Genomic DNA, 26,236 nt, shown 5'->3' on the forward strand with positions numbered 1-26,236 from the left:
GTGACTGCAAGGGTGGTGCATTGCGGTTCGGACTGGGCGCCCCGCACTTACGGAAGGCCCACCTGTTCGAACGCTTCGAGTGCGGCGTCGCCGGTGGACCATAGTGCGCTGATATCCGTGACGGCGGCGTCGTGGGTGGCGGGATCTTGCAGAGCCAGCCCGTTGCCGAACGTGAGCACGTTGTAGCCGACGTCGGCGGCACGGAGCATCGGCGTGGTCGCTCGCCCGGCGCCGACGATCCGGTCGAGGCCTTCGCCGACGAAGTAGAAGCGGAAGGCCGGGCCGAGGTCGATCCCGTAGGCGCGGCTCGTGGCCACTACGATCGAATTGCCATGCGCAGCAATGGTATCGACGATCAGAAAGAAGTCACGCGCCTGCGCCTGCGTGGTGGCGGCATCGGCCACGGCGTGCGCCAGGTCGACGGTGATGTGGGAGTTGAAGCCGACGGTCGTCACGCGCTCGCCAGAGACCCGGCAGTCGGTGGCGAGATCGAAGTATCGCGTCCAGTGTGCGGGCACCGGGCCGCCGGTGAACTCGGCATGGAGTGCGTCGAGGAACCGATCGAGGAGGTACTGGCTGACGCGCGGTGCCCACTGTGGATTCTGAAACGCGCCGGGGCGCTCTTGCAGCGGCATGACCGCGTCTCGTTCGGTGACGGCAAGCGCGAGCGGGAACAGTCCGCGGCGGTCGTGGTGTGCGACCAGGATGTCGGTGATCGACCACAGCCGGGCGACGTGGCTGCGCAGACTCGCCAGGTCCGGCCGGCCGCGGTCGGCCCCGATGTCCGACAGGGCCGCGATCCGTTCGGTGTCGGTGCGGGCGAGCGGAGTCACGCAGGCGGCGGCCGGAGCGGCCTCGGCACGCGAGATGGGCACGGTGCCGAGAAGCCCGAGGAGTATCAGGGCGATGAGCGGGATCATGCGGGTAGCTCGCATCGGGGCACCTTCCGGGTCGGCCGTTTCCCCAACTATTCCGCAATGTCTCGCCGGTCGCGATCTGATCGCGGCATGTTTGCGACCGGCACGCGGGGGTACGCGGGCTCTGTGCGTTCGGTGACACGCCACCGGAAGGTTCCGGGGATGGCAGGCATCGGGCGCATCCGCTGACGCTCAAGCACCGTCGGCACGAGACAGCGTGTAGGAGAACCGATGTCGCAGAATCCACAGCAACAGACGCCACCCGGTGTCACCGCGAAGATGGACCCCCGCCCCGATCACGGCGAGAACAGTTACCGCGGCTCGGGCCGGTTGGCAGGCAAGGCGGCGGTGATCACCGGCGCAGACAGCGGCATCGGCAAGGCGGTCGCGATCGCTTTCGCGCGTGAAGGTGCAGATGTGCTCATCTCCTACCTCGACGAGCACGAGGACGCCGAGGACACCCGAAAGTGGGTCGAGGAGGCCGGCCGGAAAGCCGTGGTCGTGCCCGGCGATCTGCAGAAGCCGCAGCACTGCCGGGACGTCATCGCCAAAGCGGTCGACGAGTTCGGGCGAATCGATGTGCTCGTCAACAATGCCGCTTTCCAGATGGTCCGCGAAGACTTCACCGACACTCCCGACGAGGAGTGGGACCGCACCATCGCGACCAACCTGTCGGCATTTTTCCACCTGGCCAAAGCCGCCGTGCCGCAGATGAAGCCGGGAGCCTCCATCATTGCGACCTCCTCGATCAACTCCGATCAGCCGGCACCCGACCTGCTTCCCTACAGTGCGACGAAGGGCGCCCTGGCGAACATCTGTGCCACCCTGGCCCAGCAGTTGGCGCCCAAGGGCATCCGTGCCAACAGTGTTGCGCCGGGCCCGATCTGGACGCCGCTGATCCCGTCGACGATGCCCGAGGACCAGGTGGCGAACTTCGGGCAGCAGTCACCGAGCGGGCGGCCGGGCCAGCCCAAGGAACTCGCGCCGGTGTATGTGATGCTCGCCTCCGACGAGGCCGGCTACGTCTCCGGCGCCCGGGTCGCGGTGACCGGTGGGGTACCGATCTTGTGACCGGTCCGACGCTCTACCCGCTGCGGCTGACGGTGCCGGTCAAGCACCACGTATTCGGTGGTCATGCGATTGCCCATCGCCTCGGCAAGCGCGGGATCCCGGATTGGTCGGTCGCCGAGACCTGGGAGTGCAGCGACGTCGACGGCAACAACGGCCAGGTGACCAACGGCCCGCTGGCCGGCCGTTCGCTCCGCCAACTCGTGAACGAACACCCGAAGGAACTCATGGGCGCCGGCTGGTCGGGCGAGTTCTTCCCGGTGCTCACCAAATTCATCGACGGCGCCGGCACCCTCCCGGTACACCTGCACGCCGACGACGAGGCGGCGCGCCGACTCGAGGGCCAGCCGAACGGCAAGACCGAGGCCTGGCACATCCTCGACGCCGCCCCGGGCGCCACCGCGCTGTGCGGCGTCGAGGACGGCATCACCGCCGGGCAGCTGCGTGCCGCGCTGGAAAGCCAGGACTTCGACGCCGTGCTCCGCCGGCTGCCGGTCCGCGCCGGCGAGACGATCTATGTACCCGGCGGCACCCTGCACTCGTTCGGTCCGGACACCGTGATCTACGAGATCGAACAGACCTCCGATATCCAGCAACACGCCATGCGCCGGCACATGGAGGACGGTTCACCGGTCGCCGACGACGAGTTCTCGGCGAACCTCGACATGCTCATGCAAGAGGCGCAGCTCAACTCCCGACCGGACTTCGTTCCCGGACTCGCACTTCCCTGCGGTGAGGCGGTGGGGCGTGTGTTCCTGTGTGCCGGGCCGTATTTCGCTCTGGAACGGTGGCGGGTCGGTACCTCCGGGCCACTGCTGCGCGCGTTTGCCACCGCCCAGATACTGACCAACCTGGGGTCGCCGATCACGGTCCGGAGCGGCCGGCGGTCAGAAGAGCTCGGGCGAGCACAGACGCTGCTGCTACCCGCCGTCTGCGGTGAGGTCGAGATCCGCGGTCCGGCCGACGTGCTGTTCGGCTATCTGCCCGATCTCGACCGCGACGTCGTCGGCCCGCTCGCCGATGCCGGCTACCCATCACACCTGATCGAGACCCTCGGGGTGGTGTAGCCGCACCCACGACCCGTTGGCGCACCGAGCCATCCGATCGAGATGAGAGGAACATCATGAGCGACCAGTACACGATGGTCGACCCGACCAGCCAGTATCCGAAGTCCGACAAGAGTTTCCAGCAGTCACAGGATGCCCCGGGTCTGCAGCGAGACATGACTCCCCAACCCGACTGTGGAGAGGACACCTACCGCGGGACCGGCCGGCTGGACGGGCGTAAGGCGATAGTCACCGGCGCGGATTCGGGGATCGGGCGGGCCGCGGCCATCGCCTTCGCCCGCGAGGGCGCCGACGTCGTCCTCTCCTACCTGCCGGAAGAAGAACCGGATGGGGCCGAGGTCGTCGAGCTGATCGAGGCCGCCGGCCGCACCGCGGTGCCGGTGCCCGGCGACGTGACCGACGAGGACTACTGCCGCACGCTGGTCGACACCGCGGTCCGCCAGTTGGGCGGTGTCGACATCCTGGCGAATGTCGCAGGCAAACAGCAGTACGTCAAGGACATCGCCGACCTGAGCACCGAGCAGTTCGACGCGACGCTCAAGACCAATGTCTACGCCATGTTCTGGCTGTGCAAGGCCGCGATCGCGCATATGCCACCGGGGTCGACCATCATCAACACCGCCTCTTTGGAGGCTTATCAGCCGTCCCCGATCCTGCTCGAGTACGCCGCGACGAAGTGGGCCATCAACGGATTCAGCAAGTCCTTGGCCCAACAGGTGGCGTCGAAGGGTATACGAGTCAATGTGGTTGCGCCAGGACCGATCTGGACGCCGCTGCAGGTCGCCGGTGGCCAGCCCACCGACGTGCTCGCCGAGTTCGGGACCGGCCAGTCGCCGATCGGACGGCCTGGTCAGCCGGCCGAGATGGCGCCCGCCTATGTGTTCCTGGCCTCGCCTGAATCGAGCTATGTCAGCGGGGCGACCATTTCCGCCAATGGCGGTACACCCACACCGTGACGGCCATGACCGACTTCGTCACGGCCAACGACGGCACCCGGATCCACTACGCGGATCAGGGCGACGGCCGGCCGCTGCTGCTGATTCACGGGTGGGGCTTCTCCGGCCGGTTCTTCGACCCGGTCGTCGACGAACTCGCCACTGCCGCGAGGGTGATCCGCATGGACCTCCGCGGTCACGGGGACTCCGAGAGTCCCGGCCACGGCTACCGGGTGCCGCGGCTGGCCAAGGATCTGCACGATCTCCTCGAGGCGCTGGACCTCACCGAGGTGACCGTGCTGGGCTGGTCGCTCGGTTGTCCGGTGATCTGGAGCTACCTCGAGCTCTTCGGGCCTGCTCGCCTGGCCGGGGCGGTGTTCGTCGAACAGTCCCCGCGCCAGTACTACGCTGCGGACTGGAAATACGCCCACGCAACGTGCTTTGACGACGCGAGCCTGGCCACCACCTGCGCCCAGGTCGAATACGACACCGTGGCTTTCGATCAGGGTCAGATCGACACCATCATGCTCACCACACCCACCAACGGATTCCGGAAGTTGCTGTTGGCGGAGATGGCCAAATGCGCACCGTCGGTGCGTAACCCGATGATGGCCGACCATACCCGCCATGACTGGCGTGACCTGCTGCCCACCCTGGATCTGCCAACGCTGGTGCTGGTCGCCCGCCAGGACAAGGTATTCGACTGGCGCGGTCCGGCATGGGTGGGTGAGCACGTGCCGAATGCGCGCACCGAGTTCTTCGAGAACAGCAGCCACGCCCTGTTCTTGGACGAACCCGAGAAGTTCGCCCGGGTCATCACCGAATTCCACACCGGCAGCGGACAACCCGGATGAAACGATCTCGTGGTCAAGCCCCACCACCTGGCCGACGGCCAAAAAGTGAGTAACCGAAAGGAACCGAGGATATGCAATACGGATACAAGCTCTCGACGGAGTCGTTCGACCCGAAGGAGATCATCCGCCAAGCCCTGCGCGCCGAGGAGGTCGGGTTCGACTTCGTCGAACTGAGCGACCACTTCCATCCCTGGCTCGACGTCCAGGGGCACAGCGCGTTCACGTGGTCCCTGCTGGCGTCGATAGCCGCCAAGACCGACCGACTCCGGATCGCGACCGGAGTCACCTGTCCGACCATGCGGTATCACCCGGCGGTCATCGCGCAGGCCGCGGCGACGACCGCGATCATCTCCGACGGGCGGTTCACGCTCGGCGTCGGTGCCGGTGAACGGTTGAACGAGCACGTCATCGGCATCGGGTGGCCCGGCGCGAAAAAGAGGCACGACATGCTGCGTGAGGCCCTGGAGATCATCCGTCTCCTCTGGTCGGGTGGATACCAGTCCTATGAGGGCAAGTACCTGCAGATCGAGGACGCCCAGGTCTTCGATCTGCCCGACAAACACCCGGTGATCGCGGTCGCCAGTAGTGGCGGCGCGTCGGCGCGCATCGCCGCCGAACTCGGTGACGGATTGTTTGCGACCGAACCGAAGTCGAAGATCGTGGACGCCTACCAGGCGGCCGGCGGCGACGGCTCGAAGTACAGCGAGATCCCGCTCGCCTTTGCCGGCACCCCCGAAGAGGGTGCCCAAGCGGTTCTCGAGAAGTCGCGCTGGTTCGTGACCGGGTGGAAGGTGATGAGCGAACTGCCCAATCCGGTCAACTTCGATGCCGCCAGCACCACGGTGCGAGAAGAGGACGTGCTCGAGCAATTCGCCTGCGGACCGGACCCGGACCGGCATGCCGAGGTCGTGAAGCAGTATGTCGACGCCGGATTCGACCAGCTGGTCCTGCAGAACGCCGGTCCCGACCCGGACGGATTCTTCGACTTCTGCAAATCCGACCTGCTTCCCGGGCTCCGCGCGAAGTGGTAGGCGCGCGACGATGACCCATCCGGCGCAATTGCCATTCGCCTACGCGGTGAACCAATTCACCACCACCGGTTGGTCGTTCGACGACGATGTGGCGCATTGCACCGATGCGGGGATCGGGGTGATCGAGGTCTGTCAGGACAAGCTCGACCCCGACCCGCATCGGGCCGCCGCGCAACTCGAGAGGGCCGTCGGGTCCGGGTTGTCGATCAGCTCGGTACAGGCGTCGGTGCGAGCGATGTTTCCCAGTGCTGGGCAACCGCGGCCCACCGACCATCGGCAGCGCCTCGACGCCTTCGAGCAGTGCGTGCAGCTCGTGGCCCCGTACGCGCCGGATGCGGTGTTCGTCACCAACACCGGCCCCGCTCCGGCAGGCAACATGGCCGAGGCGATCCGGCAGAACATCGTGGACCATCGGGAGTTGGCCGACGTCGCCACCGACCACGGGGTTCGCATCGGGCTGGAACCGTTGAATCCGGTGTCGTTGAACCAGGAGACGGCGATCTGGACGTTGCAACAAGGCCTCGACCTCATTCGTGAGGTGAATCGTGAGAACGTCGGCATCTGCTTCGACACGTGGAACCTCTGGCAGAACCCGGACCTGCTCGGTGCGATCGCCGATGCCGGTGACCGACTCTTCCTTCTGCAGGTGAGCGATTGGCGGACACCACGTTCGGGCGCCGACCGACGCTCGGTGGGCACCGGCGACATCCCGACCGGCCGGCTGTTGCACGCCCTGTACGATGCGGGCTACCGGGGACCCTGTGTGCTCGAGATCCTGTCCGACGGGGTACCCGACCCGGTCAGCGACGGCGACCTCGACGAGGTGCTGCGCGTCAACCGGGCGGCGCTGGAACGTGCGTGGGCCGAGGATCTCACAAACGAATCGAACGTGTTCGCTCCGACCGGGTCTCGTGGAACTGGATTCCGCGAATCTCGCGGGCGATGACCGAGATCGTGAACAACCCGATCGCAACGCTGACCAGTGCACCGAATCCGAACTGCGCGAAATCGGTGATGGCGCCGACAAAGGTGAACGAGACGGCCACTGCCAGCAGCAGACGCAACGGCAGCAGCGGCGGCGGCCGTCGCCGACGGGTGACCCGGCGAGCCACCAGCGCGATCACAGCGAGCACAAAGGACACGCCGCCCAGTACGAGGTAGGTCAGATCCGAGACCCACACCACCCCGTCGCCACCCCCATCAGCGCCGAAAAGCAGCTCTGAGGGCCTCCACGGAACCCCGAGAAGTGTAGTCGCACAGGTCTCCAGGGAGACCGCAACCATGGCCCAGCCGGCCAGTGACACCACAATCGGGGAGCGCCAGACTGTGGTGACCGGCCCGGGTACGGCCGCCGATACGGCCAGGCGCAGGCCCGGAAGGCGCTCCGGCGCATCGTCACACGCGTAGAGCATGTCGCGCACCGCCTGCACCGCGCGTGCGTCGGCACCACCTGCCTCGGCCCGCGCGGCGAGCGTCATGGCCACTTCACGACGCCTGCGGCCCAGTCCGGTGACCAGTCCCTGTGCGGCGATTTCGGCGGCGTTCGTCAGCGACTCATGGGCCGTGGGCCGCCTTGCGAACCGAACAAGGTTCCCGCCGATGATGACCACCATCATGCTCAAGTACATGATGTCGGCAGCCGGGTGATAGAAGTAGTCATTGGTCTTGGTGACGAACTTGCCGACCTCGTCGAGGAAGAGGCCGAAACCCACGCCGCCGAGCACGATTCCGACGATGCGCGCGTTGCGTCCGAGGAACAGCCACTGCACTACCATGGCGACGGTCATCAGCGCGGCGCCGTATAGGGCATGTGCGATGTGCAGGCTGGCACCGCCCACCTGAGGGAATCCGGTGGCGGTCAAGTAGGCGCGGGTCACCAGGATGGTGGTGACCGCGATCAGGATGTACGCGGTCACCATGGTCATCCCGGCTCGTGCCCGCACCAGACGTCGGCCGGAACCGGAGCGAATTGCACGTACCGGCCTGGTCATGAGTGTTGTTCCGATCATCGGGATGCCCTGGTCGAACCGGAACCCGTACCGCACCGGGAGTCGATGCCGTGCGCCGCCAACACGGCCCGAAGGTGCATGGCCAGTTCGGTGTGGCCGGCGGCACTGGGATGCTCGCGGTCGGTGCCGTAGGAATCCGGTGATGCGAGCCAGTTCTCGGCGATCGGGTCGACGAAAACCACGTGCGAATGTGCGGCGGCCGTCCGGAGCGCATCGCGAATCATGGTGAGCTGCGCCAACTCCTTGTCGGGAACGCGCGTCGGGCCGACGGCGACGATGAGGCGACCCGGGGCCGAGTCGGTGAGCGCATCGAACGTCTGCTCTGCGCGATCGGTGATCTCGGCCGGCGGGTAGGTGCCGTCGTTGTCACTGCCCTGCAGGATCAGCGCGCGGAGTGGGCCTTTCGGTACCTCCGGTAGTCGGGCACGGTAGGTCTGGAATCCGCGATGACCATGCGGCGGATTGACGTACCCGGTGCCATCCTGGGCATTGACGACGATCCGACGACAGATATCGGACGCCAATACGCGTGGAAAAGAGCGAGATCGGGGATCGGTCAGTCCGAAGCCGGTGGCAAACGAATCGCCGATGACCGCGATCTCGGTCGGGGCGGTGTCGGTCGTCGACCCAGCCGGCCGGCTCGTGCATCCGCTGGCCACGGAACACATTGCCAGACAGCAGATACCGATCAGCACCGTGGTCTTCCGGAGAATGCATCCGCCATCCACGGATCGCCCACTTTCCCCGGATGACCGATTGATGCGGCCGTCAGTGCACACCGAGCCGACTGCCGGAACGCGACCGCTCTCGCTGTTCCCGCACATGGGCGTCGAAGTCGGTGCGCCAGTCCGGGCTGATGTCGAGACCGCGCGTGACGGCCTCCTCGGAGGACAACTCGACGGGGAATCCGTAGCGGTCATACAACGTGAAGAAGTCGGCACCGGTGATGGGCCGGCTCTCCTTGCCCAGCCGGCGCAGTTCCCGCAGACCCTTGCCGAGGGTGCGGCGGAAGGAACGTTCTTCTTTCCCGAGCACCTGCATGATGTGTTCGCGTTGCGCGGCAACGTCCGGGTACGCGGCGGCATAGATGTCGATGACGATCGCCGCGAGTTCGGCGGTGACCCCATCGGTGAGTCCGAGGCCATGGGCGAACCGGATCGCCCGGCGGAGCAGGCGCCGCAGGACGTAGCCGTGCTCCTTGGCGGCCGGGACGATGCCGTCGGCGATCAGGAAAACCGCGCCGCGGAGATGGTCGGCGATGATGCGCATCGTCTGGGTCTGCGCCTCATATCTTGTCCCCGAGAGGGTTTCGATGCCGCAGATGATCGGCCACAGGGTGCTGACCCGGTAGACGTCGGGACTGTCGATGGAGGCCGCGGCGATCCGCTCGAGGCCGCCGCCGAAGTCGACGTTGCGGCGCGTCAGCGGACGCAAACCGCCGACGTCCTTGGCGAACTGCATGAACACCGAATTCCCGATCTCCATGTATTGGCCACCATCGGAGTTCGGGTGCGGGTGGTCGCCGTAGGCGGTGTCGTGGGGAACCTGGGGAAAGTGGTAGAACACCTCGGTATCGGGTCCGCCCGGTTCGCCGACGGGCATGTCGGCCGGACCGCCGGCACGTGACCACCAGTTCTTGTCGCGGTAGTAGCAGATGTGGGCCCCTTGACTGCCTACCGAGTCGGCACGCTCCTCGGTATCGAGAACTGTGCGGTCGGTGGCTATTCCGGCGCGCTCGAACAGCTCTGCCCAGATGTCGGCGCTGTCGTCGTCGCGCGGGATGCCGAGTTCGAAGTCCCCGGAGTACACCGACACGTAGAGTCGTTCGGGATCCAACCCGACGACATCGACGAGAAGACCCCAGAGAGCCTCGATCTGCTCGCGTTTGAAGTAGCTGCCGAAACTCCAATTGCCGAGCATCTCGAAGAAGGTCGTATGGCGGTTGTCGCCGACCTCGTCGATGTCCTGCGAGCGCAGACATGGTTGTACATCGGCCACCTGCGTCCCACCCGGATGGTCGGCACCCATCAGATACGGGACCAGAGGCTGCATACCACTGCCGGTGAACAGAGTGGTCGGATCGTCTCGCAGGACCAGTGGCGCGCGGTCGATGACCGCATGGCCCCGATCGGTCATGTACCGAAGAAATCCGGCACGAATCTCGCCCACATCCAACAGGCCAACTCCTCATCCGAACGACTATGAAGATGCGCGGCATCGACGACCACGCGAGGGCGCGTCTCCCGTCGTTCTGGCAGGCGAGCATCGAAAAGTAGTGGAGGACATACGGATCGAACGTATCGAAGGCACCCCAACCGGCGCATCCCCCTCGTCCCTGACGGGATGTACGCAACTTTAGGACGGCAGAGTCGGCACACGCAAGCCATTGCGCCCAAGCATTGGGTTCATATTGACAAGCAGTACTTGTGCTTCCGGTTCTCGCGGGGATGCCATCGCCAAATCGCCTACGCTCCTTGTCATGTCAGATACCGTAGCGATCGACGACGACATCACCTCGGTGCCACACGCACCCACGGTGACGGCTCGGGCGATCCACTACGCCCGGGTGATCGCCGGGCATGCCCCCGTGTCGCTGCTGCTGTTCGCATGCTTGCTGATCATCGGTCTCGCCACGGGAACGCTCTGGAGCGCAACAAAAGACAAGAGCTACTTTCACGACGTCGCTTATGGTGTGCCGGCATTCGCCGACGGCGAATGGTGGACGCTCGGTACCGGAATGTTCTTCGGGCTGACGCCCTGGCAGTTGGTGAGCATCCTGATCATGGTGATCACGCTGCTCGCCTGGGCCGAGTGGCGGCTGGGCAGCCTACGCCTTGTCGGGGTGTTCGTCGCCGCCCAGTTCCTCGGACACCTGATCGCCGCATTGTTCGCCTGGGGGCTCAGCGACCAGGTGATCAGCGGTATCGGATGGGAATGGCCGTCCCAATTGGCGCAGGTGCGTGATGTCGGGATGACGACGGGGATCGTCGGAGCGGTGGTCGCCGCGAGCGCCACGGTCCGATCACCGTGGCGGCTGCGATTGCGGCTGATCCTGGCATCGTATGTCGCGTTGTCCTTGCTGTTCGAGGGAAGTCTGTCCGACGTCGCGCATCTCGTCGCGTTTGCCGTGATGCTCCCGCTGGGCGAGCGCCTGTTCAGCGGCACCGAGCACGGGTTTGCACCGCGCAGCCGACGCGAGGTACGTCTGGTGGGATTCGCCGGTCTCCTCGTGATCGCCGCGGCGGACGTCTTGGTGTGGTTCTTTCCCGGTTCGGGTCCGCTGGGGCCGACCGACTCCGACGGATCGTCGGTGTGGGTCATGTGGATCGAAGTGGCGCTGATCGCGTTGGTGGCGGCCCAACTGCGCCGGGGCAAACATTGGGCATGGTGGGTGACCGTCGTGATCGGCGGATTGAACGTCGTGGGTTTCGTGTTCGTGGTGTTGGCCGTGGCGTTCACCGACTTCCAGGCTCGTGGCGCGGTGACCTTGGGTACGTCGCTGCTATGGCTGACCGAGGTCGCGGTGCTTGTCTCGGGACGCTTCGCCTTCCGGGTCCCCTTCCGCAGCGGTGTGCGCGGCGACGAGGCGGACACCGCGGAGGTCAAGCGACTGCTGCACGCGCACGGCGGCGGCACCATGTCCTGGATGACGACCTGGGACGGCAATCACTATCTGTTCGGCGACGCCGCGGCAGGCGGGTCAGCGGTGACGTATCAACGGCACGCCGGAACGTTGCTGGCGCTGGCCGACCCCGTGTGTTCCGACGACGATGCCACCCGGACGATCAAGGAGTTCGTCGACTTCGCGGAGTCGAGCGGGCTGACGCCCTGCTGGTTCTCCATCGGCGCAGACACCGCAGCCATCCTTCGCCAACTGAGTTGGCGCACTGCGAAAATCGCCGAAGACTCGATCGTGGATCTACCGGGGCTGGCGTTCAAGGGCAAGTCGTGGCAGCACGTGCGAACAGCACTGAACAAGGCCAAGAAATCGGGGATATCCCATCGCCTCGTCGCACTCGCCGAGGAACCCTTTTCCATCAAGGCGCAGGTCCGTTCCATCTCCGACGAGTGGGTGGGGGACAAAGGATTGCCGGAAATGGGCTTCACCCTCGGAGGCGTCGACGAAGCTCTGGACCCGGAAGTCCGTGTCTCGCTGGCCATCGACGAGGAAGGCAACGTGCACGGGGTGCTGTCGTGGCTGCCGGTGTACGCCCCCGGCGGCGCCGTCGCAGGCTGGACACTCGACGTCATGCGCAGGCGCCCCGACGGTTTCGGGCCCGTGATCGAGTTCTTGCTCGGCTCAGCGATACTCGGGTTCCAACGGGAGGGTGCACAGTTCGTCTCCCTGTCGGGGGCACCGTTGGCCACCGCCGACGAGAACGCGGAGACGTCGGCGACCGACCGGGTACTCGATGTGATGGGTGCGGCGATGGAGCCGTTGTACGGATTCCGGTCACTGCATGCGTTCAAGAAGAAGTTCAGCCCCCGCTATGAACCGGTCTACCTTGCCTATCGAGACGAAAGCGACCTTCCCCGAATAGGTTTGGCTATCAGCAGGGCCTACCTTCCGCAGGCCACGCCCGGGCAGTTGGTGCGCCTGGCGGGGCTTCTCGATCGACGTGAAAGAGCGTAGGTCCCGTGCAGAGATCGGTGGTCGGTGTATGTCCGCGGTGCTGAATCTGTCGATCATCCATGGCTGGGTCCCGATCGCGATGTTGGTCGCCGGAGCGGCGGGACTGATCTGGCTGGTGGCGCGCCGCAGTGTGCGGTATCTGGTGATCGTCGTACCGCTGGCCGTGGTCACGACGGTCATCGTGATCGCTGTCGCCCGTTGGTATATCGAAGACGTCTGGCGCCGGTTCCCCGAGGCCATCCCGCTGTCGGTCTACGTCTGGGCCGGCGTCGCGCTACTCGGCATCCTGCTCGCCATACCTCGTCTGTTCACCCGAGCGGTGCCGCTCGGGCACCGCGCGATCACGGTGATCGCCGCGGTGCTCGTGGTGCTCCTCGGCCTCACCTTCATCAATGTGCACTTCGCGTCATATCCGACGCTGCGGGCGGCACTCGGGCTCGATCATGTCGAGAGTGTGGACCTGAACGGGGTTCCCCGCGGAGGTACGGTTCCACTGGCGAAATGGTCTGCTCCCCAGGGGCTTCCCGAACGAGGCCGAGTCGCCTCCGCGGCAATACCGGGCTCTGCCTCACATTTCGATGCACGACCGGCCGAGGTGTATCTGCCACCTGCCTACTTCGCGCAGCCGCGGCCACTGCTGCCGGTGTTGGTACTGCTTGCCGGACAACCCGGTTCGCCTTCGGACTGGCTGACCAGCGTTCAGATGGTCGGCACGCTCGACGATTTCGCGGCACATCACCATGGGGTGACACCGGTGGTGATCGTCGCGGACGGAACCGGAACCGAGCTGGACAATCCGCTGTGCATGGACTCCCGGCTCGGCAATGCCGCAACCTACCTGACCGCCGATGTGGCCGCGTGGGCGAGGACGAATCTGCAAGTCGAGCAGCGACGGGACAAGTGGGCGGTGGGTGGTCTGTCGTACGGCGGTACCTGCGCGCTGCAACTGGCCGTGAACTATCCGGACATGTACCCGACGTTTCTCGACATGTCGGGGCAGTACGAGCCGACCCTCGGGGATCGTCGGACCACCGTGCAGGAGGCATTCGGTGGCAACCAGGCGCAATTCGAAAGTGTGAACCCGGTCGACCTCCTGCGGCGCAAGCAGTACCCGAATGTGTCCGGGGTCTTCGTGGTCGGTGCCGATGACGGGGAGTATCGGCCCGGACTGGAGAAGGTGTACACGCTGGCCCGCGGCGCCGGGATGAACGTGCGTTTCACCACGGTTCCCGGCGGCCACAGCTTCGGCGTGTGGTCGCAAGGCTTTGCCGCTCAGTTGCCGTGGCTCGCGAATCGACTGGGGGTCACCGCGTAGCGAGCCGGCGGTTGACACACCCGGCCATATTCTAGTAATCCATAGAATATGGCGGAAACTGGTTCGGCGGCGCCCGCCGCGGCGACATGGGCGGACCTCTTCGCCCCGCAGCATCGGAGTGCGGTCGCCGTATTGGCCACGGGCGTCGCGGTTTTCGCCATCAGCACATACTTGACGGCGGCGTCGTTGCCGAGCGCCATCGACGACATCGGCGGCGCCGACCTCTACGCGTGGGTGATGACCACCTTTTTGCTGGCGGCGGTGTGCGCGTCCATGCTGGTGACGCCGACGCTGTCACGGCTGGGCGCCCGCACGGCCTATCTCGGCGCCTTCTTCGCCTTCGGGGTGGGGTCGCTCATCGGGGCGGTGGCCCCGACGATGCCGGTCCTGCTGGTCGGCCGCGTCGTCCAGGGCCTTGGCGGCGGACTGCTCACCGGACTGGCATTCGCGGTCGTCCGCATCGCGTTGCCAGAACGACTGTGGGTGCGCGCCATCGGTTTCACCTCGGCGATGTGGGGGGTCGGCAATCTGATCGGACCGGTACTCGGCGGGCTGTTCTCCCAGTTGCATTTCTGGCGGGGCTCGTTCTGGCTGCTCGTCGTCGTCGCGGCCGTCGTCATGGTCCCGACGGCGCGCGCGCTCCCACACAATAGGGTTGCCGCGGTGCGCAATCCGCCGATTCCCTGGTGGTCGTTGGTGGCGGTCGCCCTTGCCGCCGCTGCGCTGTCGGTCGCGAGTCTGACCACCGGCACTGCCGCGACGGTCACCCTCATCTGCGTGGGGGCTGCGTCATTGTTCGCCTTCGTCGGCGTCGATCGTCGAAAGGGCGTGGGCTTGCTCCCGCGGCTGACCTACGTGGCGGGCAATCCGCTCAAGTGGATCTACCTGTCGGTGGCGGTGCTGGCGATCGGGTCGACCACGGAGACGTTCATCCCCCTGTTCGGCCAGCGCATCGGCGGCCTGGGGCCGTTCGCGGCCGGCCTTCTCGGCGCCGCCCTCTCATGGGGATGGTCGACGTCGCAGATCCTCAGCACGACCTTCGCCGAGGGGAGTCGCTCACGCGTCGTTCGCCTGGCCGGTCCGGGCGTGCTGGGAGCGGGGCTCGCCGCTTACGGTGCGCTGCAATCGTTCGACGGCGCGGGTGGGATCGCCGGGTGGTTCGTCGTCCTGTTCGTCGCCGGCTGCGGCATCGGCATGGCGTTCCCGCACATCGCGACCGCGGCGATGACCATCACCACCGACGATGCCGAGGCGGCGCGCGCGTCGGCCGGGGTGAACACCGTCCAGATGGTGGCCAATGCCGTGGGGTCCGCGGTCGCCGGTCTCCTCGTGAGCTTCGGCAGCAGCGACATCGCGTCGGCCCGCTACCTGTTCTTCGGGTTCGCAGTGGTCGCGCTGCTCGGGATCGCCGTTGCTGCAGCGTCGGTGGGACGTCGGCGGCCGGTACCGATCGTCGTCGAGGAGGCGTCATGAGTGCCACGGGCGAAGGCTTTCCCGAGCTCGGGATCTACACCGAACTCGGACGCGTCGGCAAGGCGCTGGCCAGCCCGATCCGGTTGCGGCTGCTCGACATCCTGACCGACGGCGAGCGCACGGTCGAGGAGCTCGCCGCCGACGCGCACGTGAACCTGAAGAACACCTCGTCGCAGCTGCAGATCCTGCGCGCCGCCCAGTTGGTTGCCGGCCGGCGCGACGGAGTGCGCATTCACTACCGGTTGGCCTCCGACGACGTCGCCGCGCTGCTCGGGGTCTTCCACCGGTTCTCCCGGGACAATGTTGCCGCGGTGCGCACCGAGGTCGAGATGTACTTCGCCGAGCATGCCGATCTCACGCCGCTGACCGCCGCGGAACTGCGTAGCCGTCTCGACGACGGATCGGTGCTCGTCATCGATGTGCGGCCGCGGCACGAATACGAGCGCGGGCACATTCCCGGCGCGATCTCGATACCACTCGGCGAACTGCGCGAGCACCTCGACGCGTTGCCGACCGATCGGCGGATCATCGCCTACTGTCAGGGCCCCTACTGTGTCGCCTCGCCGACCGCGGCGTCGGAACTGGCTGCGGCACAACGGGACAGCACCTACGTCGACGGCGGGATCACCTCGTGGATCTGGTCCGGCGGGCGTCTGGAATCGGCATGAGGTGAGTCAGCGCCCGGCGGGACAGTCGTCGAGTAGCCGGCCGAGGGCGTCGCGCTCGGCGGCGGTGACCCACAGGTGGTAGGCCGCCTTCACCTGGATCTGCCGAATGGCGTACGTGCAGCGGTATGCCTTGTGCGGTGGTAGCCACGTCGCGGCGTCGCCGTCACGCTTGCGCTGATTGGTGGGGCCGTCGGTGGCCTGCAGGTTGCGTGGATCGTTCGCGAAGTCGACGCGCTGCTGTTTCGTCAGTTGCTGCGCGCCCTTCTGCCAGGCATCCGAGAGGGCGACGACGTGGTCGATCTGGACGGTGGACGACGTCTCCGCGCCGCGCGTGAAGGCGATGGTCTTGTCGGTGTAGGGGTCGTGCAGCGTTCCGGTGGCGATCACGCAGTCGCGGGTACCGGGCTTGAACGTGATGTCCACGAGATCGCGGCGCAGGATGTCATTGCGTGTATCGCAGCCGTTGTGGCCGTCCTCGACGGTCACGTCGTCGTTCCACGGCGAGCCGAATTGCGCTCTGCTGTAACCGGTTTTGGGTGCGCGGCCCTTCACCGGCAGGAGTTGCAGCAGGGCCCGGGCCGGGCCGGCCGGTGCGGCGTCGGTCGGTGTGGTGCTGCTGGGTGTGGTGCCGGTCGGTGTGCTGGCGGGCGATGCCGAGGCGGAGTCCTGCGCCGGAAGTCGCGCGGCGCTCTCGCTCGGCGAGGTGACGCTCACCGAATCGGCGGGTGTGGCACAACCGGCCAGGGCGGCGAGCCCGACCAGCGAAACCCCGAGCACCACACGTACCTGTGCCGACCTGGCGCATGTGTGCTCTGCAGGACGCATAAACCCGGGGTCGGCCCGCAATCGCAGACATCGTCGTCGCATGCGCCGATTGTGCCGGACCCTACCGACACATGGCCGACGGCGGCCCACCCCATGATCGGGGTGAGCCGCCGTCGTACGAGCGGTCGATCTCGGGTATCAGCCCTCGATGAACTGCTCGAGCTGCTGACGTGCGATGTCGTCGGCGACCTGCTTCGGCGGGCTCTTCATGAGGTAGGCCGACGCCGGCAGGATCGGGCCACCGATGCCACGGTCCTTGGCGATCTTGGCGGCACGCACCGCGTCGATGATGATGCCGGCCGAGTTGGGCGAGTCCCAGACCTCGAGCTTGTACTCCAGGTTCAGCGGCACGTCACCGAAGGCGCGGCCTTCGAGGCGGACATAGGCCCACTTGCGGTCGTCGAGCCACGCGACGTGATCGGACGGGCCGATGTGCACGTTCTTGTCGTCGATCTTGCCGGCGAGCGAGCCGGTCAGGTTCGAGGTCACGGACTGGGTCTTGGAGACCTTCTTCGACTCCAGACGCTCACGCTCGAGCATGTTCTTGAAGTCCATGTTGCCGCCGACATTGAGCTGGTAGGTGCGGTCGAGGGCGACGCCGCGGTCCTCGAACAGCTTGGCCATCACGCGGTGGGTGATGGTCGCGCCGACCTGGCTCTTGATGTCGTCGCCGACGATCGGCACGCCGGCGTCGGTGAACTTCTTGGCCCACTCCGGGTCCGAGGCGATGAACACCGGCAGCGCGTTGACGAAGGCGACCTTGGCGTCGATGGCGCACTGGGCGTAGAACTTGTCGGCCTGCTCCGAGCCCACGGGCAGGTAGCTGACGAGGACGTCGACCTGCGCGTCCTTGAGGGTGGCCACGACGTCGGCGCCGTCGCCATCGGCCTCGGTGATGGTCTCGCGGTAGTACTTGCCGAGACCGTCGAGGGTGTGACCGCGCTGCACCGTCACACCGGTCGGCGCGACGTCGGCGATTTTGATGGTGTTGTTCTCGCTGGCGAAGATCGCGTCGGAGAGGTCGAAGCCGACCTTCTTCGCGTCGACGTCGAATGCGGCGACGAATTCGACGTCGCGCACGTGGTACGGGCCGAACTTCACGTGCATCAGACCGGGCACGGCGGCGTTCTCGTCGGCGTCCTTGTAGTACTGCACGCCCTGGACCAGGGATGAAGCGCAGTTTCCTACGCCCACAATGGCCACGCGCACCTTATTGGGCTCACCCATGGTCGGGTACTCCTTCTTCTTCTTGTGATGTCGCAGTACTCGGCTGCGATACGGGGGTTCGTCCGAGCCGGTCGTGCTGCTCGGCTTCTTCCTGTTCTCCGGCACCGGTCGGCGACGACGCGGTGTCCGGGACATTTGTGGGGGATCGCGCCGCGGTGTCGGCGCCGTCGTGCTCGGCGTCGGAGGCCTCGGCGGCGATGAGCTGGTTGAGCCAGCGCACCTCGCGTTCGCTCGACTCCAGGCTCAGCTCGTGCATCTGGCGGGTGTAGCGGTCAGAACTGCCGGTGGCACGCCCGACGAGTTCGCGCAGTCCTTCCCGACGTTCCTCGACCTGGCGTCGGCGACCCTCGAGGATTCGCATCCGCGCGATCGCCGGGGTGCGGCTGAAGAAGGCGAGGTGAACGCCGAAACCGTCGTCGGTGTAGTTCTGCGGTCCGGTGTCGGCGACGAGTTCGGTGAAGCGTTCGCGGCCGGCGGGGGTGAGCTGGTAGACGCGCCGACCGCGCCGGACCTTCACTCCCGAGGGCGCGCTCGTCTCACCGATGAGACCGTCGGCCTGCATTCGGCGCAGAGTCGGATACAGCGACCCATAGGAGAACGCGCGAAACGCGCCGAGCAGGCCGGTGAGCCGCTTGCGCAGCTCGTACCCGTGCATGGGGGATTCGAGTAGCAGTCCGAGAATCGCCATCTCCAGCACTGTCGTCCCCCTTTCCGCTCTTCCGTCGCACCGATGCTTGTGCCCAATGTATCGCACCGATATAAACGCTGTCGATATCGGGTACATGGAGTACACATCCGAACACGCCGATCCGGGGGCGCAGGGCCGGGTAGGCGCACCGGCACCACCGGTACCGACCACGTACGCTGGACGACGTGCAACGCCAGATCGTCGACTACGCCCTGCAACGGCGGTCGAGGCTGTCGCAGGTCCATTCCGGTCGGGTCGGTGTCACCGAGGTCTGCGACGCGAGTCCGTATCTGTTGCGGGCCGCCAAATTCCATGGCCGGCCCAGTCCGACGCTGTGTCCGATCTGCCGGAAAGAGCACGTGACCTTGGTCTCGTGGGTGTTCGGCGAGCGACTCGGCCAGGTGTCCGGATCGGCGCGGTCGGCGGAGGAGATCTCCCGGCTCGACGCCACTGCCGAAGAGTTCTCGGTGCACGTCGTCGAGGTCTGCCGTACCTGCAGCTGGAACCATCTCGTGCAGTCGTACGTTGCCGGACTGCCTCCACGTGCGCAGCGGCGCCGTCGGGTCGCCGAGTAGAAGCGAATCGCCGTCGGGTCGGTCAACCGGCCCGGACGGCGATGACGTGTGTCGCCCGTGTCCGGCTTTTGGTTCGCGGTCGTCGGTGCGTCAGAGTGGTGGGCGGTGAAGATGCCTATAAGTACTGTAAGGAACGTTGAGCCGACGCAGATGCGGTTCATTGGGAGGTCCGGCGATGAGCGAGTCACGTGATATGACGTCGCGGCGCACCAGATCCACGAAGTCCGGGTCCGGCGACGATCCGAAGCGTTCGCGCTACCGGATCCTGGGATGGGTGGTCGGCGCGGTCGGCCTGATCGTGCCGGTTGTCGCATTGGTCGCGATCGTGGGCTTTCTCATCGCCTACGCGACGGTGAGCGTGCCCCGGCCCGGCGACATCAAGCAGAATCAGGTCGCCACGATCGTCGACGCCAAGGGCAATACCCTGGCGAAGATCGTGCCTCCCGAGGGCAACCGCAGCGATGTCAGCATCAACGACATCCCCAAGTCGCTGCAGGAAGCGGTGATCGCCGCCGAGGACCGCGAGTTCCGCACCAACGACGGTTTCTCGATCCGCGGGCTGTCCCGCGCGGTGTGGGGTCGGGTCACGAACAACGATCTCGCCGGCGGTGGTTCGACGATCACCCAGCAGTACGTGAAGAACGCGTTGGTCGGTGACGAGCACAGCTACGAACGCAAGCTGCGCGAGCTGGTGATCGCGACCAAGATGTCCAGCGAGTGGTCCAAGGACGACATCTTGGGCGCCTACCTCAACACCATCTACTTCGGGCGTGGCGGCTACGGCGTCGGCGCCGCGGCGCAGGCCTACTTCCGTAAGAACGTCAAGGATCTGACCCCGGCCGAATCCGCGGTGCTCGCCGCAGCGATTCGTTCGCCCTCCTATTACGACCCCGCAGTCAACAAGGACGCGGCAGTGGCCCGCTGGAACTATGTGCTCGACGGCATGGTCCAGACCGGTGCCATCACCCCGGCCGATCGTGCGGCGATCGTCTATCCCAAGGTCTTGCCTGCGCCGGCGGCGACCGGTGAGACCGTGGGGCCCAACGGTCTGATCAAACGGCAGGTGATGGCCGAACTCGCCAACCTCAACATCTCCGAACAGCAGGTCCGCACCGAGGGTCTCAAGATCACGACGACGATCGATCCACAGGCGCAGAACGCCGCAGTGCAGGCAGGATGCCGCCAGAACGACCTCTACCCGTGCCCCAGCGGGGTACTCAACGGCGAGCCCAGTCAGATACGCACGGCCGTCGTCTCGATCGATCCGCGGACCGGTGGTGTGCAGGGCTACTTCGGTGGCAACGACGCGCAGGGCTGGGACTACGCGCAGGGTGGATTGCAGACCGGGTCGTCGTTCAAGGTGTTCGCGTTGGTCGCTGCCCTCGAGCAGGGCATTCCGCTGTCGAAGGTGTACAGCTCGGCGCCCTATCCCATCCCCAACTCCAGCATCACCGTCGAGAACTCCGACGGTGAGAGCTGCGGCTCCTGCAATCTGGCGACGGCGATGAAGATGTCGCTGAACACGGTGTACTACCGCCTGATGATGGACCTGAAGAACAAGGCGCAGGATGTGGCCGATGCCGCGCACGCCGCGGGCGTCGCCGAGTCGTTCGGCGATCAGCAGAAGACGCTGCAGAACGCCAACGGCAGCGTCGACGGCGGTGTCGTCCTGGGTCAGTATCCGACGCGCGTGATCGATATGGCGTCGGCGTATGCCACCCTCGCCGCGTCGGGCATCTACCGCGCCCCGCACTTCGTGCAGAAGGTGGAGACCTCTACCGGTGAGGTGCTCTACGAGCGTCAGCCCGACCCGGGTAAGCGGGTCTTCCCGGCGAAGGTCGCCGACAACGTCACCGCTGCGCTCGAGCCGGTCGCCGCCTACTCCAACGGCAATTCGCTCTACGACAGCGAATTGGGTGCGCGCCCGTCGGCGGCCAAGACCGGCACCGCGCAGCTCGGTGACAGCGGCCAGAACAAGGACGCCTGGATGGTCGGCTACACCCCGCAGCTCTCGACGGCGGTGTGGGTCGGTACCGACAAGGGCACGCCACTGGTCAATTACGGCGGCTCCCCGGTGTATGGGAGTGGCCTGTCCGCGCAGATCTGGAAGAAGGCGATGGACAACGCCCTCGACGGCAAGTCCATCGAACAATTCCCGGAGCCGGCGGCCGTCGGTGGCCAGGCCGGTGTGCCCTACGAGCCGCCGCCCAGCACGTACAACAACGACACTCCGTCGTCGCGGCCGAACCGGACGCCGACGCTTCCGGTCCCCGGCGGCGGTGGTGGTGCGATCACGATCGCCCCCGGTATCACCATCCCGGTACCAGGGGGCGCCCAGCCAGGTGGCGATAACGGCGCCAACGGTGGCACCGGCGGTGGTGGCGGCGGCGGCAACGGTGGCGACGGCGGCACCGGAGGCGGTGGAACCGGCGGCGACGGCGGCACCGGGGGCACCGGTAACGGCGGTGACCAAGGAGCGGTCCCTGAGCCCGGACGCTGACGGGTCCCCGTCGGCGGCGACGGGGGCGGAGCCCGCGACAGCCGAGTCGGGCGAACCGGGCGTCGACGGCCCGGCGCCACTGGCAACGGACTTGCGCACCGACACGCGACGGCTGATCCCGAGCCACCACGATCCGGTGGTCGCCGAGGCGTCACGGGTCGTCGGCGGCCCGATCGGCGCGCACGCGGCAGTGGGCCGTAGCCGGCATTGGACGCCGATCCGGGTGCTGTTTCTCCTCGCGCTGTGCACGCTGGCACTGGGGTGGTTCGGCAAGGCGGGCTGCCTGCAGCAGGAGACGGTGAGCAAGCCCGCCCCCGGCGGCCCGACGATGCAGCTCGACCATGCCGATCAGCGGCAGTTCACCGACCTCTGCTACTCCGACGTGCTCGCCCTGTACGGCGCCGAACAGCTCGACAAGGGCGAATTCCCTTACCACACATACTGGTTCGAGAAGAACGAGCAGGGCCAGGAGATCAAGCGGTACATGGAGTACCCGGTGATCACCGGGATGTACATGTACGCGACGGCGTGGGCCGCCCGGGAATGGGCGTCGGCGATGGACCGGTTTGGCGTGCCGGGTGCGCTGCCTGCGGTCCTGTTCTTCGACCTCGCCGCCCTCGGGTTGGCGCTGTTCTGGCTCGTGACCATCTGGGCGACCGCGCTGACCGCCCGCGCCCGCATCTGGGCGGCGTGGGTGGCGGCCGCCTCGCCGCTGGTCATCGTGCACGCCTTCACCAACTTCGACGCGATCGCTACCGCCGCCCTGGCCGTCGCATTGCTGTGCTGGGCGCGGCGAAGACCATGGCTGGCCGGGGTATTCATCGGGTTGGGCACCGCCGCCAAGTTCTATCCGGTGCTGTTGCTGGTGGTGTTGTTCTTCTTGTGCCTGCGGTCGGGCAAGCTCCGCGACTGGGCGGCCGCCGCGGCCGCCGCGGTGATCGCCTGGACCGCGGTGAACCTGCCGATCCTGGTGGAGTACCCGCACGGCTGGTACGAGTTCTTCCGCCTCAACTCCGATCGTGGCGCCGACGCCGACAGCCTGCTGCGACTCGTCGCCAAGGCGGTCGGGGTGACCTGGAACGTCGACGTCCTCAACGTCGTGTCGCTCGGCCTCATGGTTCTCGTCGTCGCCGGAATCGGGTGGCTGTCGCTCGCCGCACCGACCCGGCCACGTGTCGCGCAGGTCGCCTTCCTGATCGTCGCCGGCTTCCTGCTCGTCAACAAGGTGTGGAGTCCCCAGTACTCGCTGTGGCTGGTTCCCCTTGCCGTGCTGGCCATTCCACACACACGACTGCTGCTGGCCTGGATGGCCGTCGACGCGCTGGTGTGGATTCCGCGGATGTCGCTGTTCATCGACCCGTCGCGAAAGTGGTTGCCGCAGGAGTGGTTCACCACGATCATCGTGATCCGCGCGGTATTCGTGCTGGCCCTGTGCGTCATCGTCATCTGGCAGATCCTGCGGCCACAGGAAGACCTGATGCGCACCGACGCCGAGGGCAATGAACTCGACGACCCGGCCGGCGGCGTCCTCGACGGGGCGCCGGACCGATTCGGGAATCGCCGTGGAGCGCTGCCGGTTCCGAGCCGGCTTGCGGCGGAGCCGGGGTAGTCTTCGCGGAACAGTAGCGGGGAACCGATGGGGGACGATGGAGTGCGAGCTGGGACGGGCATGTCCCGGATCAGCCGCCGAATCGGCCGTGCAACAGATAGTTTCTGCGTTCCAGCATTCCGTCGGCGGACCGTTGTGGTGACCATCCGCCCAGGCACGCTCATGTGCGTTTCCAAGGTCAGCCCGCTGAGCTGACCCAGTCGGGCGCGGTGGTGAGCCCTCTCACGAAATGCGTTGTTGCAGACGCACTTTTGCGTTCGGCCAATCGTTATCGACCATCGCGAACTGGGCGGTGGTGCGCCAGCCGTCACCGAAGCGGCGATGTTTGCGGAGCAGGCCCTCGAAGGTGGCGCCGAGTTTGCCGATCGCGGCGCGGGACCGGGCATTGTTCTCGTGGGTGTGCCAGACCAGGCGCACCGCACCACAATCCTCGAAGGCGTGCCGCATCAACAGATACTTCGCGGTCGGATTCACCGCGGTGCCCTGGACGTCGTCGGCGTAGAAGGTGTAGCCGATGGCGGTCGAGAGAGTGACCGGATCGATGTCGTAGTAGCTGGTCGTCCCGATGAGCCGGCCGTCGTTGTTGTCGACGACCGCGTAGGCCACGCGGCGTTGCGGATCGGCGAGCGCCGCCGTGATCCAGGCGGCCGCGGCGTCGGGGTCGGTGGGCACTCCCGGCACCCACTGGAATCGCTGCGGGTCGGCGACGACCGCCGCCAGCGCCGTGGCGTCGTCGATGGCGAAGGGCCGCAACGTCACTCGATCGCCGGCGAGTGGTGCGGTACCGAGCCAGTCGCTCATGTGCTCGCCGGAACCCGGGCGCTCGGTGGGACGTCGTCGGGTTCGGCCGACGACGCCACATTGGTGGGCGGTCTTCGCCCGATCGACGCGAGCGGTTCGCGCGGCGCGGCGCGGACGAAGGCGACAATCAGGTAGACGAGCAGGACGGCGTGCACCCAGACGCCGAGGTTGACCCCGCCGATCACCCACCACTTCATCGGCGCCCCTGACACATAGATGCCGAACAGCCGGAAGATGGTGGTGTCGAGGATGAAGTCGGCGATCAGGTAGGCGACGATGACCGGCCACCGGATTCGCAGGAGCACGAAGAACGGCAGAATCCACAGCGTGTACTGCGGCGAGTGCACCTTGTGGAACACCATGAACCCGGCGAGCATCGCCGCGCTCACCCCGATCCACGGATACAGGCCGGTCCGGCCGTACTGCCGCCAGCCCAGATACACCGCCGCGCCGAAGGCGCACACGATCAACAGCGGCGAGAGGATGCCGACCAGGGAGTTGTAGGTGTCGTTCTGCCCGCCGGTGAGATGGCGCAATCCCCAGTACCAGATGGAGTTGGTGTCGACGTCGGCGCGACGTTTGCCCTGGAACGTCATCGCGGCGCGCCAGCCGTCGTAGCCGAGGAGCATGAACGGCAGCTGCACGACGATGACGGTCAGCAAGGCCGCGCCGGCGACCCACGCCGCACTCACCCAGTCGAGCGGACCGCGCGTCGGCGGACCGGAGCCCGACGATGACTGCCCCGGCGGGGATGCACCAGGTGGGGATGTACCGAGCGGGGCCATGCCGCGCGTCAGCACGTAAATGGCGAGCGGTAGCACGAAGAAGCCCGGGTAGAGCTTCAGGCAGAAGCCGATGGCCAACAAAATCGAGGCGAGAACGGCGCTGGTGCGCAACGTCATTCGACGCCGCCCGGTCGACGGCGAGATGCTGGCGCCCCACGCCATCACCGCGACCGCGGCGACCGCGGTCGCCACCACCGGCAACTCCCAGTTGTGGAAGGCATACATGATCAGCGGCGGGGTCAGCGCCCACCACAACACATTCCACCGCGTGAGCACCGCGAGCATCGCCGTGATCGCGAGCCCGAACGGCGCGAGCACCACCGCCGAATGGCGGAAGAAGTCGACGTCGGTGTGCGAACCGATGCCGCCGAGCCACATCAGGAGTCCCGACAGCACCGGGTACTCCACCGAACCGCCGAACAGCTGGCCGTTGGCGCCGATACCGCCGTGGATGTAGGGGAAGACATGCAGGTTGATGTCACGCCCGACCCACAGGAATGCGAGATCGGAATAGCAGGGCACGATCGCGTCTCCATCACCGACCGGCCACTTGTGGCTGCGTCCGTCCGGGTAGAACGGCGGTCCGACGCACTTGATCTTGACCTCGTAGCTCCAATACATGAACAGCAAGGTCAGCAGTAGAGAGACGGTCAGGATCAGGATCAGATCCCCGCGGCGCGACAAGGTGATGCGCCCGTAGCGGTACGTCGTGCTCAGGCGATCGGGCATGCGCTACAGGGTAAGCGGAAGGGTAGGCGCGGACCGAAACCATCCAGGCAACGGTGAGCTGGGTCACGCACAATCCGGACGGACCGGTCAGAAGTGTCTGATGCAGGCGGTCACGAACGCGGAGACAGCGGTGTGTAGAGATTGACCAGGTTGCCGTCGGGGTCGCGGAGCAGCAGGGACCGGTTGCCCCAGGGCATGTCGGTCGGTTCGCCGTTGACGAACTCGCCGACCACGCCGGTCAGGCGTCGGTATTCCGTGTCGACGTCGTCGACGAGGAAGTCCAGGATCACCGAGCGGTTGGCTGCTGCGGTCGCGACATCGTCGCCCATGGCGGCTGCGGTCGCCGACGAGGCGATGGCGAGCTTGCCCGAATCGGTGGTGAGCTCGGCGAACAGCGGATGCAGCCGCGCGGCGCGCAGGCCGGTGACCTGCTCGTAGAAGTCGACCAGGGCGTCGACGTCGTCGGTGAGAATCCGTGTCGCAGCGAATTGCATGAGGCGATCCTTGTCCTTGAAGAAGTGGTGACC

General features: G+C 66.5%; 23 protein-coding genes. 13 read left to right on the forward strand and 10 right to left on the reverse strand.

Going from position 1 to position 26,236, the window contains the following annotated elements; genetic code table 11:
• Nucleotides 1-47 precede the first annotated feature (47 nt).
• Nucleotides 48-935 (reverse strand): DUF5995 family protein, encoded by an 888-nt coding sequence (locus tag ACLQ3C_RS16610; protein ID WP_425706187.1) that lies wholly within the window; start codon nucleotides 933-935, stop codon nucleotides 48-50.
• Between the two features lie 213 nt (nucleotides 936-1,148).
• Here ACLQ3C_RS16610 and ACLQ3C_RS16615 point away from each other — a divergent pair, with 213 nt between their 5' ends.
• From ACLQ3C_RS16615 to ACLQ3C_RS16640, 6 genes are all read left to right on the forward strand, one after another.
• Nucleotides 1,149-1,988, forward strand: a complete 840-nt coding sequence (locus tag ACLQ3C_RS16615; protein ID WP_425706188.1) for an SDR family oxidoreductase — start codon at nucleotides 1,149-1,151, stop codon at nucleotides 1,986-1,988.
• Nucleotides 1,985-3,052: a class I mannose-6-phosphate isomerase gene (locus tag ACLQ3C_RS16620; RefSeq protein WP_425706189.1), complete on the forward strand. Its 1,068-nt coding sequence runs from the start codon at nucleotides 1,985-1,987 to the stop codon at nucleotides 3,050-3,052. The genes ACLQ3C_RS16615 and ACLQ3C_RS16620 overlap by 4 nt, the downstream gene beginning before the upstream one ends.
• A gap of 56 nt (nucleotides 3,053-3,108) precedes the next feature.
• Complete coding sequence (locus tag ACLQ3C_RS16625; protein ID WP_425706190.1) at nucleotides 3,109-4,008, forward strand: SDR family oxidoreductase; 900 nt, start codon at nucleotides 3,109-3,111, stop codon at nucleotides 4,006-4,008.
• A 5-nt stretch (nucleotides 4,009-4,013) separates the two neighbouring features.
• Nucleotides 4,014-4,841 carry an alpha/beta fold hydrolase gene (locus ACLQ3C_RS16630; RefSeq protein ID WP_425706191.1) on the forward strand — a complete coding sequence of 276 codons (828 nt, stop codon included), beginning with the start codon at nucleotides 4,014-4,016 and terminating at the stop codon, nucleotides 4,839-4,841.
• A gap of 71 nt (nucleotides 4,842-4,912) precedes the next feature.
• Nucleotides 4,913-5,872, forward strand: a complete 960-nt coding sequence (locus ACLQ3C_RS16635) for a TIGR03557 family F420-dependent LLM class oxidoreductase (protein WP_425706192.1) — start codon at nucleotides 4,913-4,915, stop codon at nucleotides 5,870-5,872.
• Nucleotides 5,873-5,882: 10 nt separating this feature from the next.
• Nucleotides 5,883-6,818 (forward strand): sugar phosphate isomerase/epimerase family protein, encoded by a 936-nt coding sequence (locus ACLQ3C_RS16640; protein ID WP_425706193.1) that lies wholly within the window; start codon nucleotides 5,883-5,885, stop codon nucleotides 6,816-6,818.
• Here the strand turns inward: ACLQ3C_RS16640 and ACLQ3C_RS16645 are convergent.
• The 3 genes from ACLQ3C_RS16645 to ACLQ3C_RS16655 all read right to left on the reverse strand — a co-directional run bounded on the left by ACLQ3C_RS16645 (nucleotide 6,745) and on the right by ACLQ3C_RS16655 (nucleotide 10,050).
• Entirely contained in the window at nucleotides 6,745-7,797 is a 1,053-nt protein-coding gene (locus tag ACLQ3C_RS16645) for a hypothetical protein (RefSeq protein ID WP_425706194.1), read from the reverse strand. The genes ACLQ3C_RS16640 and ACLQ3C_RS16645 overlap by 74 nt on opposite strands.
• A gap of 80 nt (nucleotides 7,798-7,877) precedes the next feature.
• A complete protein-coding gene (locus ACLQ3C_RS16650) occupies nucleotides 7,878-8,540 on the reverse strand; it encodes an SGNH/GDSL hydrolase family protein (RefSeq protein ID WP_425706195.1) in 663 nt (220 codons plus the stop codon).
• A 109-nt stretch (nucleotides 8,541-8,649) separates the two neighbouring features.
• The gene (locus ACLQ3C_RS16655) at nucleotides 8,650-10,050 is read right to left on the reverse strand and encodes an alanine--tRNA ligase-related protein (protein ID WP_425706196.1); all 1,401 of its coding nucleotides are present in this window, start codon (nucleotides 10,048-10,050) and stop codon (nucleotides 8,650-8,652) included.
• Between the two features lie 310 nt (nucleotides 10,051-10,360).
• On the opposite strand from ACLQ3C_RS16655, the gene ACLQ3C_RS16660 reads away from it, so the two are divergent.
• Genes ACLQ3C_RS16660 through ACLQ3C_RS16675 form a run of 4 tightly spaced genes read left to right on the forward strand, consistent with a single transcriptional unit; the run spans nucleotide 10,361 to nucleotide 15,970 of the window.
• Entirely contained in the window at nucleotides 10,361-12,514 is a 2,154-nt protein-coding gene (locus ACLQ3C_RS16660; RefSeq protein WP_425706197.1) for a bifunctional lysylphosphatidylglycerol flippase/synthetase MprF, read from the forward strand.
• Nucleotides 12,515-12,542: 28 nt separating this feature from the next.
• Nucleotides 12,543-13,829 carry an alpha/beta hydrolase gene (locus tag ACLQ3C_RS16665; protein ID WP_425706198.1) on the forward strand — a complete coding sequence of 429 codons (1,287 nt, stop codon included), beginning with the start codon at nucleotides 12,543-12,545 and terminating at the stop codon, nucleotides 13,827-13,829.
• A gap of 48 nt (nucleotides 13,830-13,877) precedes the next feature.
• Entirely contained in the window at nucleotides 13,878-15,302 is a 1,425-nt protein-coding gene (locus tag ACLQ3C_RS16670; protein WP_425706199.1) for an MFS transporter, read from the forward strand.
• Entirely contained in the window at nucleotides 15,299-15,970 is a 672-nt protein-coding gene (locus tag ACLQ3C_RS16675; RefSeq protein WP_425706200.1) for an ArsR/SmtB family transcription factor, read from the forward strand. The genes ACLQ3C_RS16670 and ACLQ3C_RS16675 overlap by 4 nt, the downstream gene beginning before the upstream one ends.
• Nucleotides 15,971-15,976: 6 nt before the next feature.
• Here the strand turns inward: ACLQ3C_RS16675 and ACLQ3C_RS16680 are convergent, their stop codons facing one another.
• The 3 genes from ACLQ3C_RS16680 to ACLQ3C_RS16690 all read right to left on the reverse strand — a co-directional run bounded on the left by ACLQ3C_RS16680 (nucleotide 15,977) and on the right by ACLQ3C_RS16690 (nucleotide 18,719).
• Nucleotides 15,977-16,747, reverse strand: coding sequence for an HNH endonuclease family protein (locus tag ACLQ3C_RS16680; protein ID WP_425706201.1), 771 nt, complete (start codon nucleotides 16,745-16,747; stop codon nucleotides 15,977-15,979).
• A 186-nt stretch (nucleotides 16,748-16,933) separates the two neighbouring features.
• Nucleotides 16,934-18,022: an inositol-3-phosphate synthase gene (locus ACLQ3C_RS16685; RefSeq protein WP_425706202.1), complete on the reverse strand. Its 1,089-nt coding sequence runs from the start codon at nucleotides 18,020-18,022 to the stop codon at nucleotides 16,934-16,936.
• Nucleotides 18,015-18,719: a PadR family transcriptional regulator gene (locus ACLQ3C_RS16690; protein ID WP_425706203.1), complete on the reverse strand. Its 705-nt coding sequence runs from the start codon at nucleotides 18,717-18,719 to the stop codon at nucleotides 18,015-18,017. The genes ACLQ3C_RS16685 and ACLQ3C_RS16690 overlap by 8 nt, the downstream gene beginning before the upstream one ends.
• A 176-nt stretch (nucleotides 18,720-18,895) precedes the next feature.
• On the opposite strand from ACLQ3C_RS16690, the gene ACLQ3C_RS16695 reads away from it, so the two are divergent.
• The 3 genes from ACLQ3C_RS16695 (at nucleotide 18,896) to ACLQ3C_RS16705 (ending at nucleotide 23,394) form a co-directional block, all read left to right on the forward strand.
• Complete coding sequence (locus ACLQ3C_RS16695; RefSeq protein WP_425706204.1) at nucleotides 18,896-19,285, forward strand: DUF5318 family protein; 390 nt, start codon at nucleotides 18,896-18,898, stop codon at nucleotides 19,283-19,285.
• Nucleotides 19,286-19,460: 175 nt separating this feature from the next.
• Nucleotides 19,461-21,785, forward strand: coding sequence for a transglycosylase domain-containing protein (locus ACLQ3C_RS16700; protein ID WP_425706205.1), 2,325 nt, complete (start codon nucleotides 19,461-19,463; stop codon nucleotides 21,783-21,785).
• Nucleotides 21,751-23,394 (forward strand): glycosyltransferase family 87 protein, encoded by a 1,644-nt coding sequence (locus tag ACLQ3C_RS16705; protein ID WP_425706206.1) that lies wholly within the window; start codon nucleotides 21,751-21,753, stop codon nucleotides 23,392-23,394. The genes ACLQ3C_RS16700 and ACLQ3C_RS16705 overlap by 35 nt, the downstream gene beginning before the upstream one ends.
• 222 nt (nucleotides 23,395-23,616) lie before the next feature.
• Here ACLQ3C_RS16705 and ACLQ3C_RS16710 read toward each other — a convergent pair whose 3' ends face one another.
• The 3 genes from ACLQ3C_RS16710 to ACLQ3C_RS16720 all read right to left on the reverse strand — a co-directional run bounded on the left by ACLQ3C_RS16710 (nucleotide 23,617) and on the right by ACLQ3C_RS16720 (nucleotide 26,203).
• A complete protein-coding gene (locus ACLQ3C_RS16710; RefSeq protein WP_425706207.1) occupies nucleotides 23,617-24,195 on the reverse strand; it encodes a GNAT family N-acetyltransferase in 579 nt (192 codons plus the stop codon).
• A complete protein-coding gene (locus tag ACLQ3C_RS16715; protein WP_425706208.1) occupies nucleotides 24,192-25,709 on the reverse strand; it encodes a hypothetical protein in 1,518 nt (505 codons plus the stop codon). The genes ACLQ3C_RS16710 and ACLQ3C_RS16715 overlap by 4 nt, the downstream gene beginning before the upstream one ends.
• Before the next feature lie 110 nt (nucleotides 25,710-25,819).
• Nucleotides 25,820-26,203, reverse strand: a complete 384-nt coding sequence (locus ACLQ3C_RS16720; protein WP_425706209.1) for a VOC family protein — start codon at nucleotides 26,201-26,203, stop codon at nucleotides 25,820-25,822.
• Nucleotides 26,204-26,236: the final 33 nt, after the last annotated feature.

Origin of the sequence: Gordonia sp. DT30, from assembly GCF_049844915.1 — a bacterium.
Taxonomy (GTDB): domain Bacteria; phylum Actinomycetota; class Actinomycetes; order Mycobacteriales; family Mycobacteriaceae; genus Gordonia.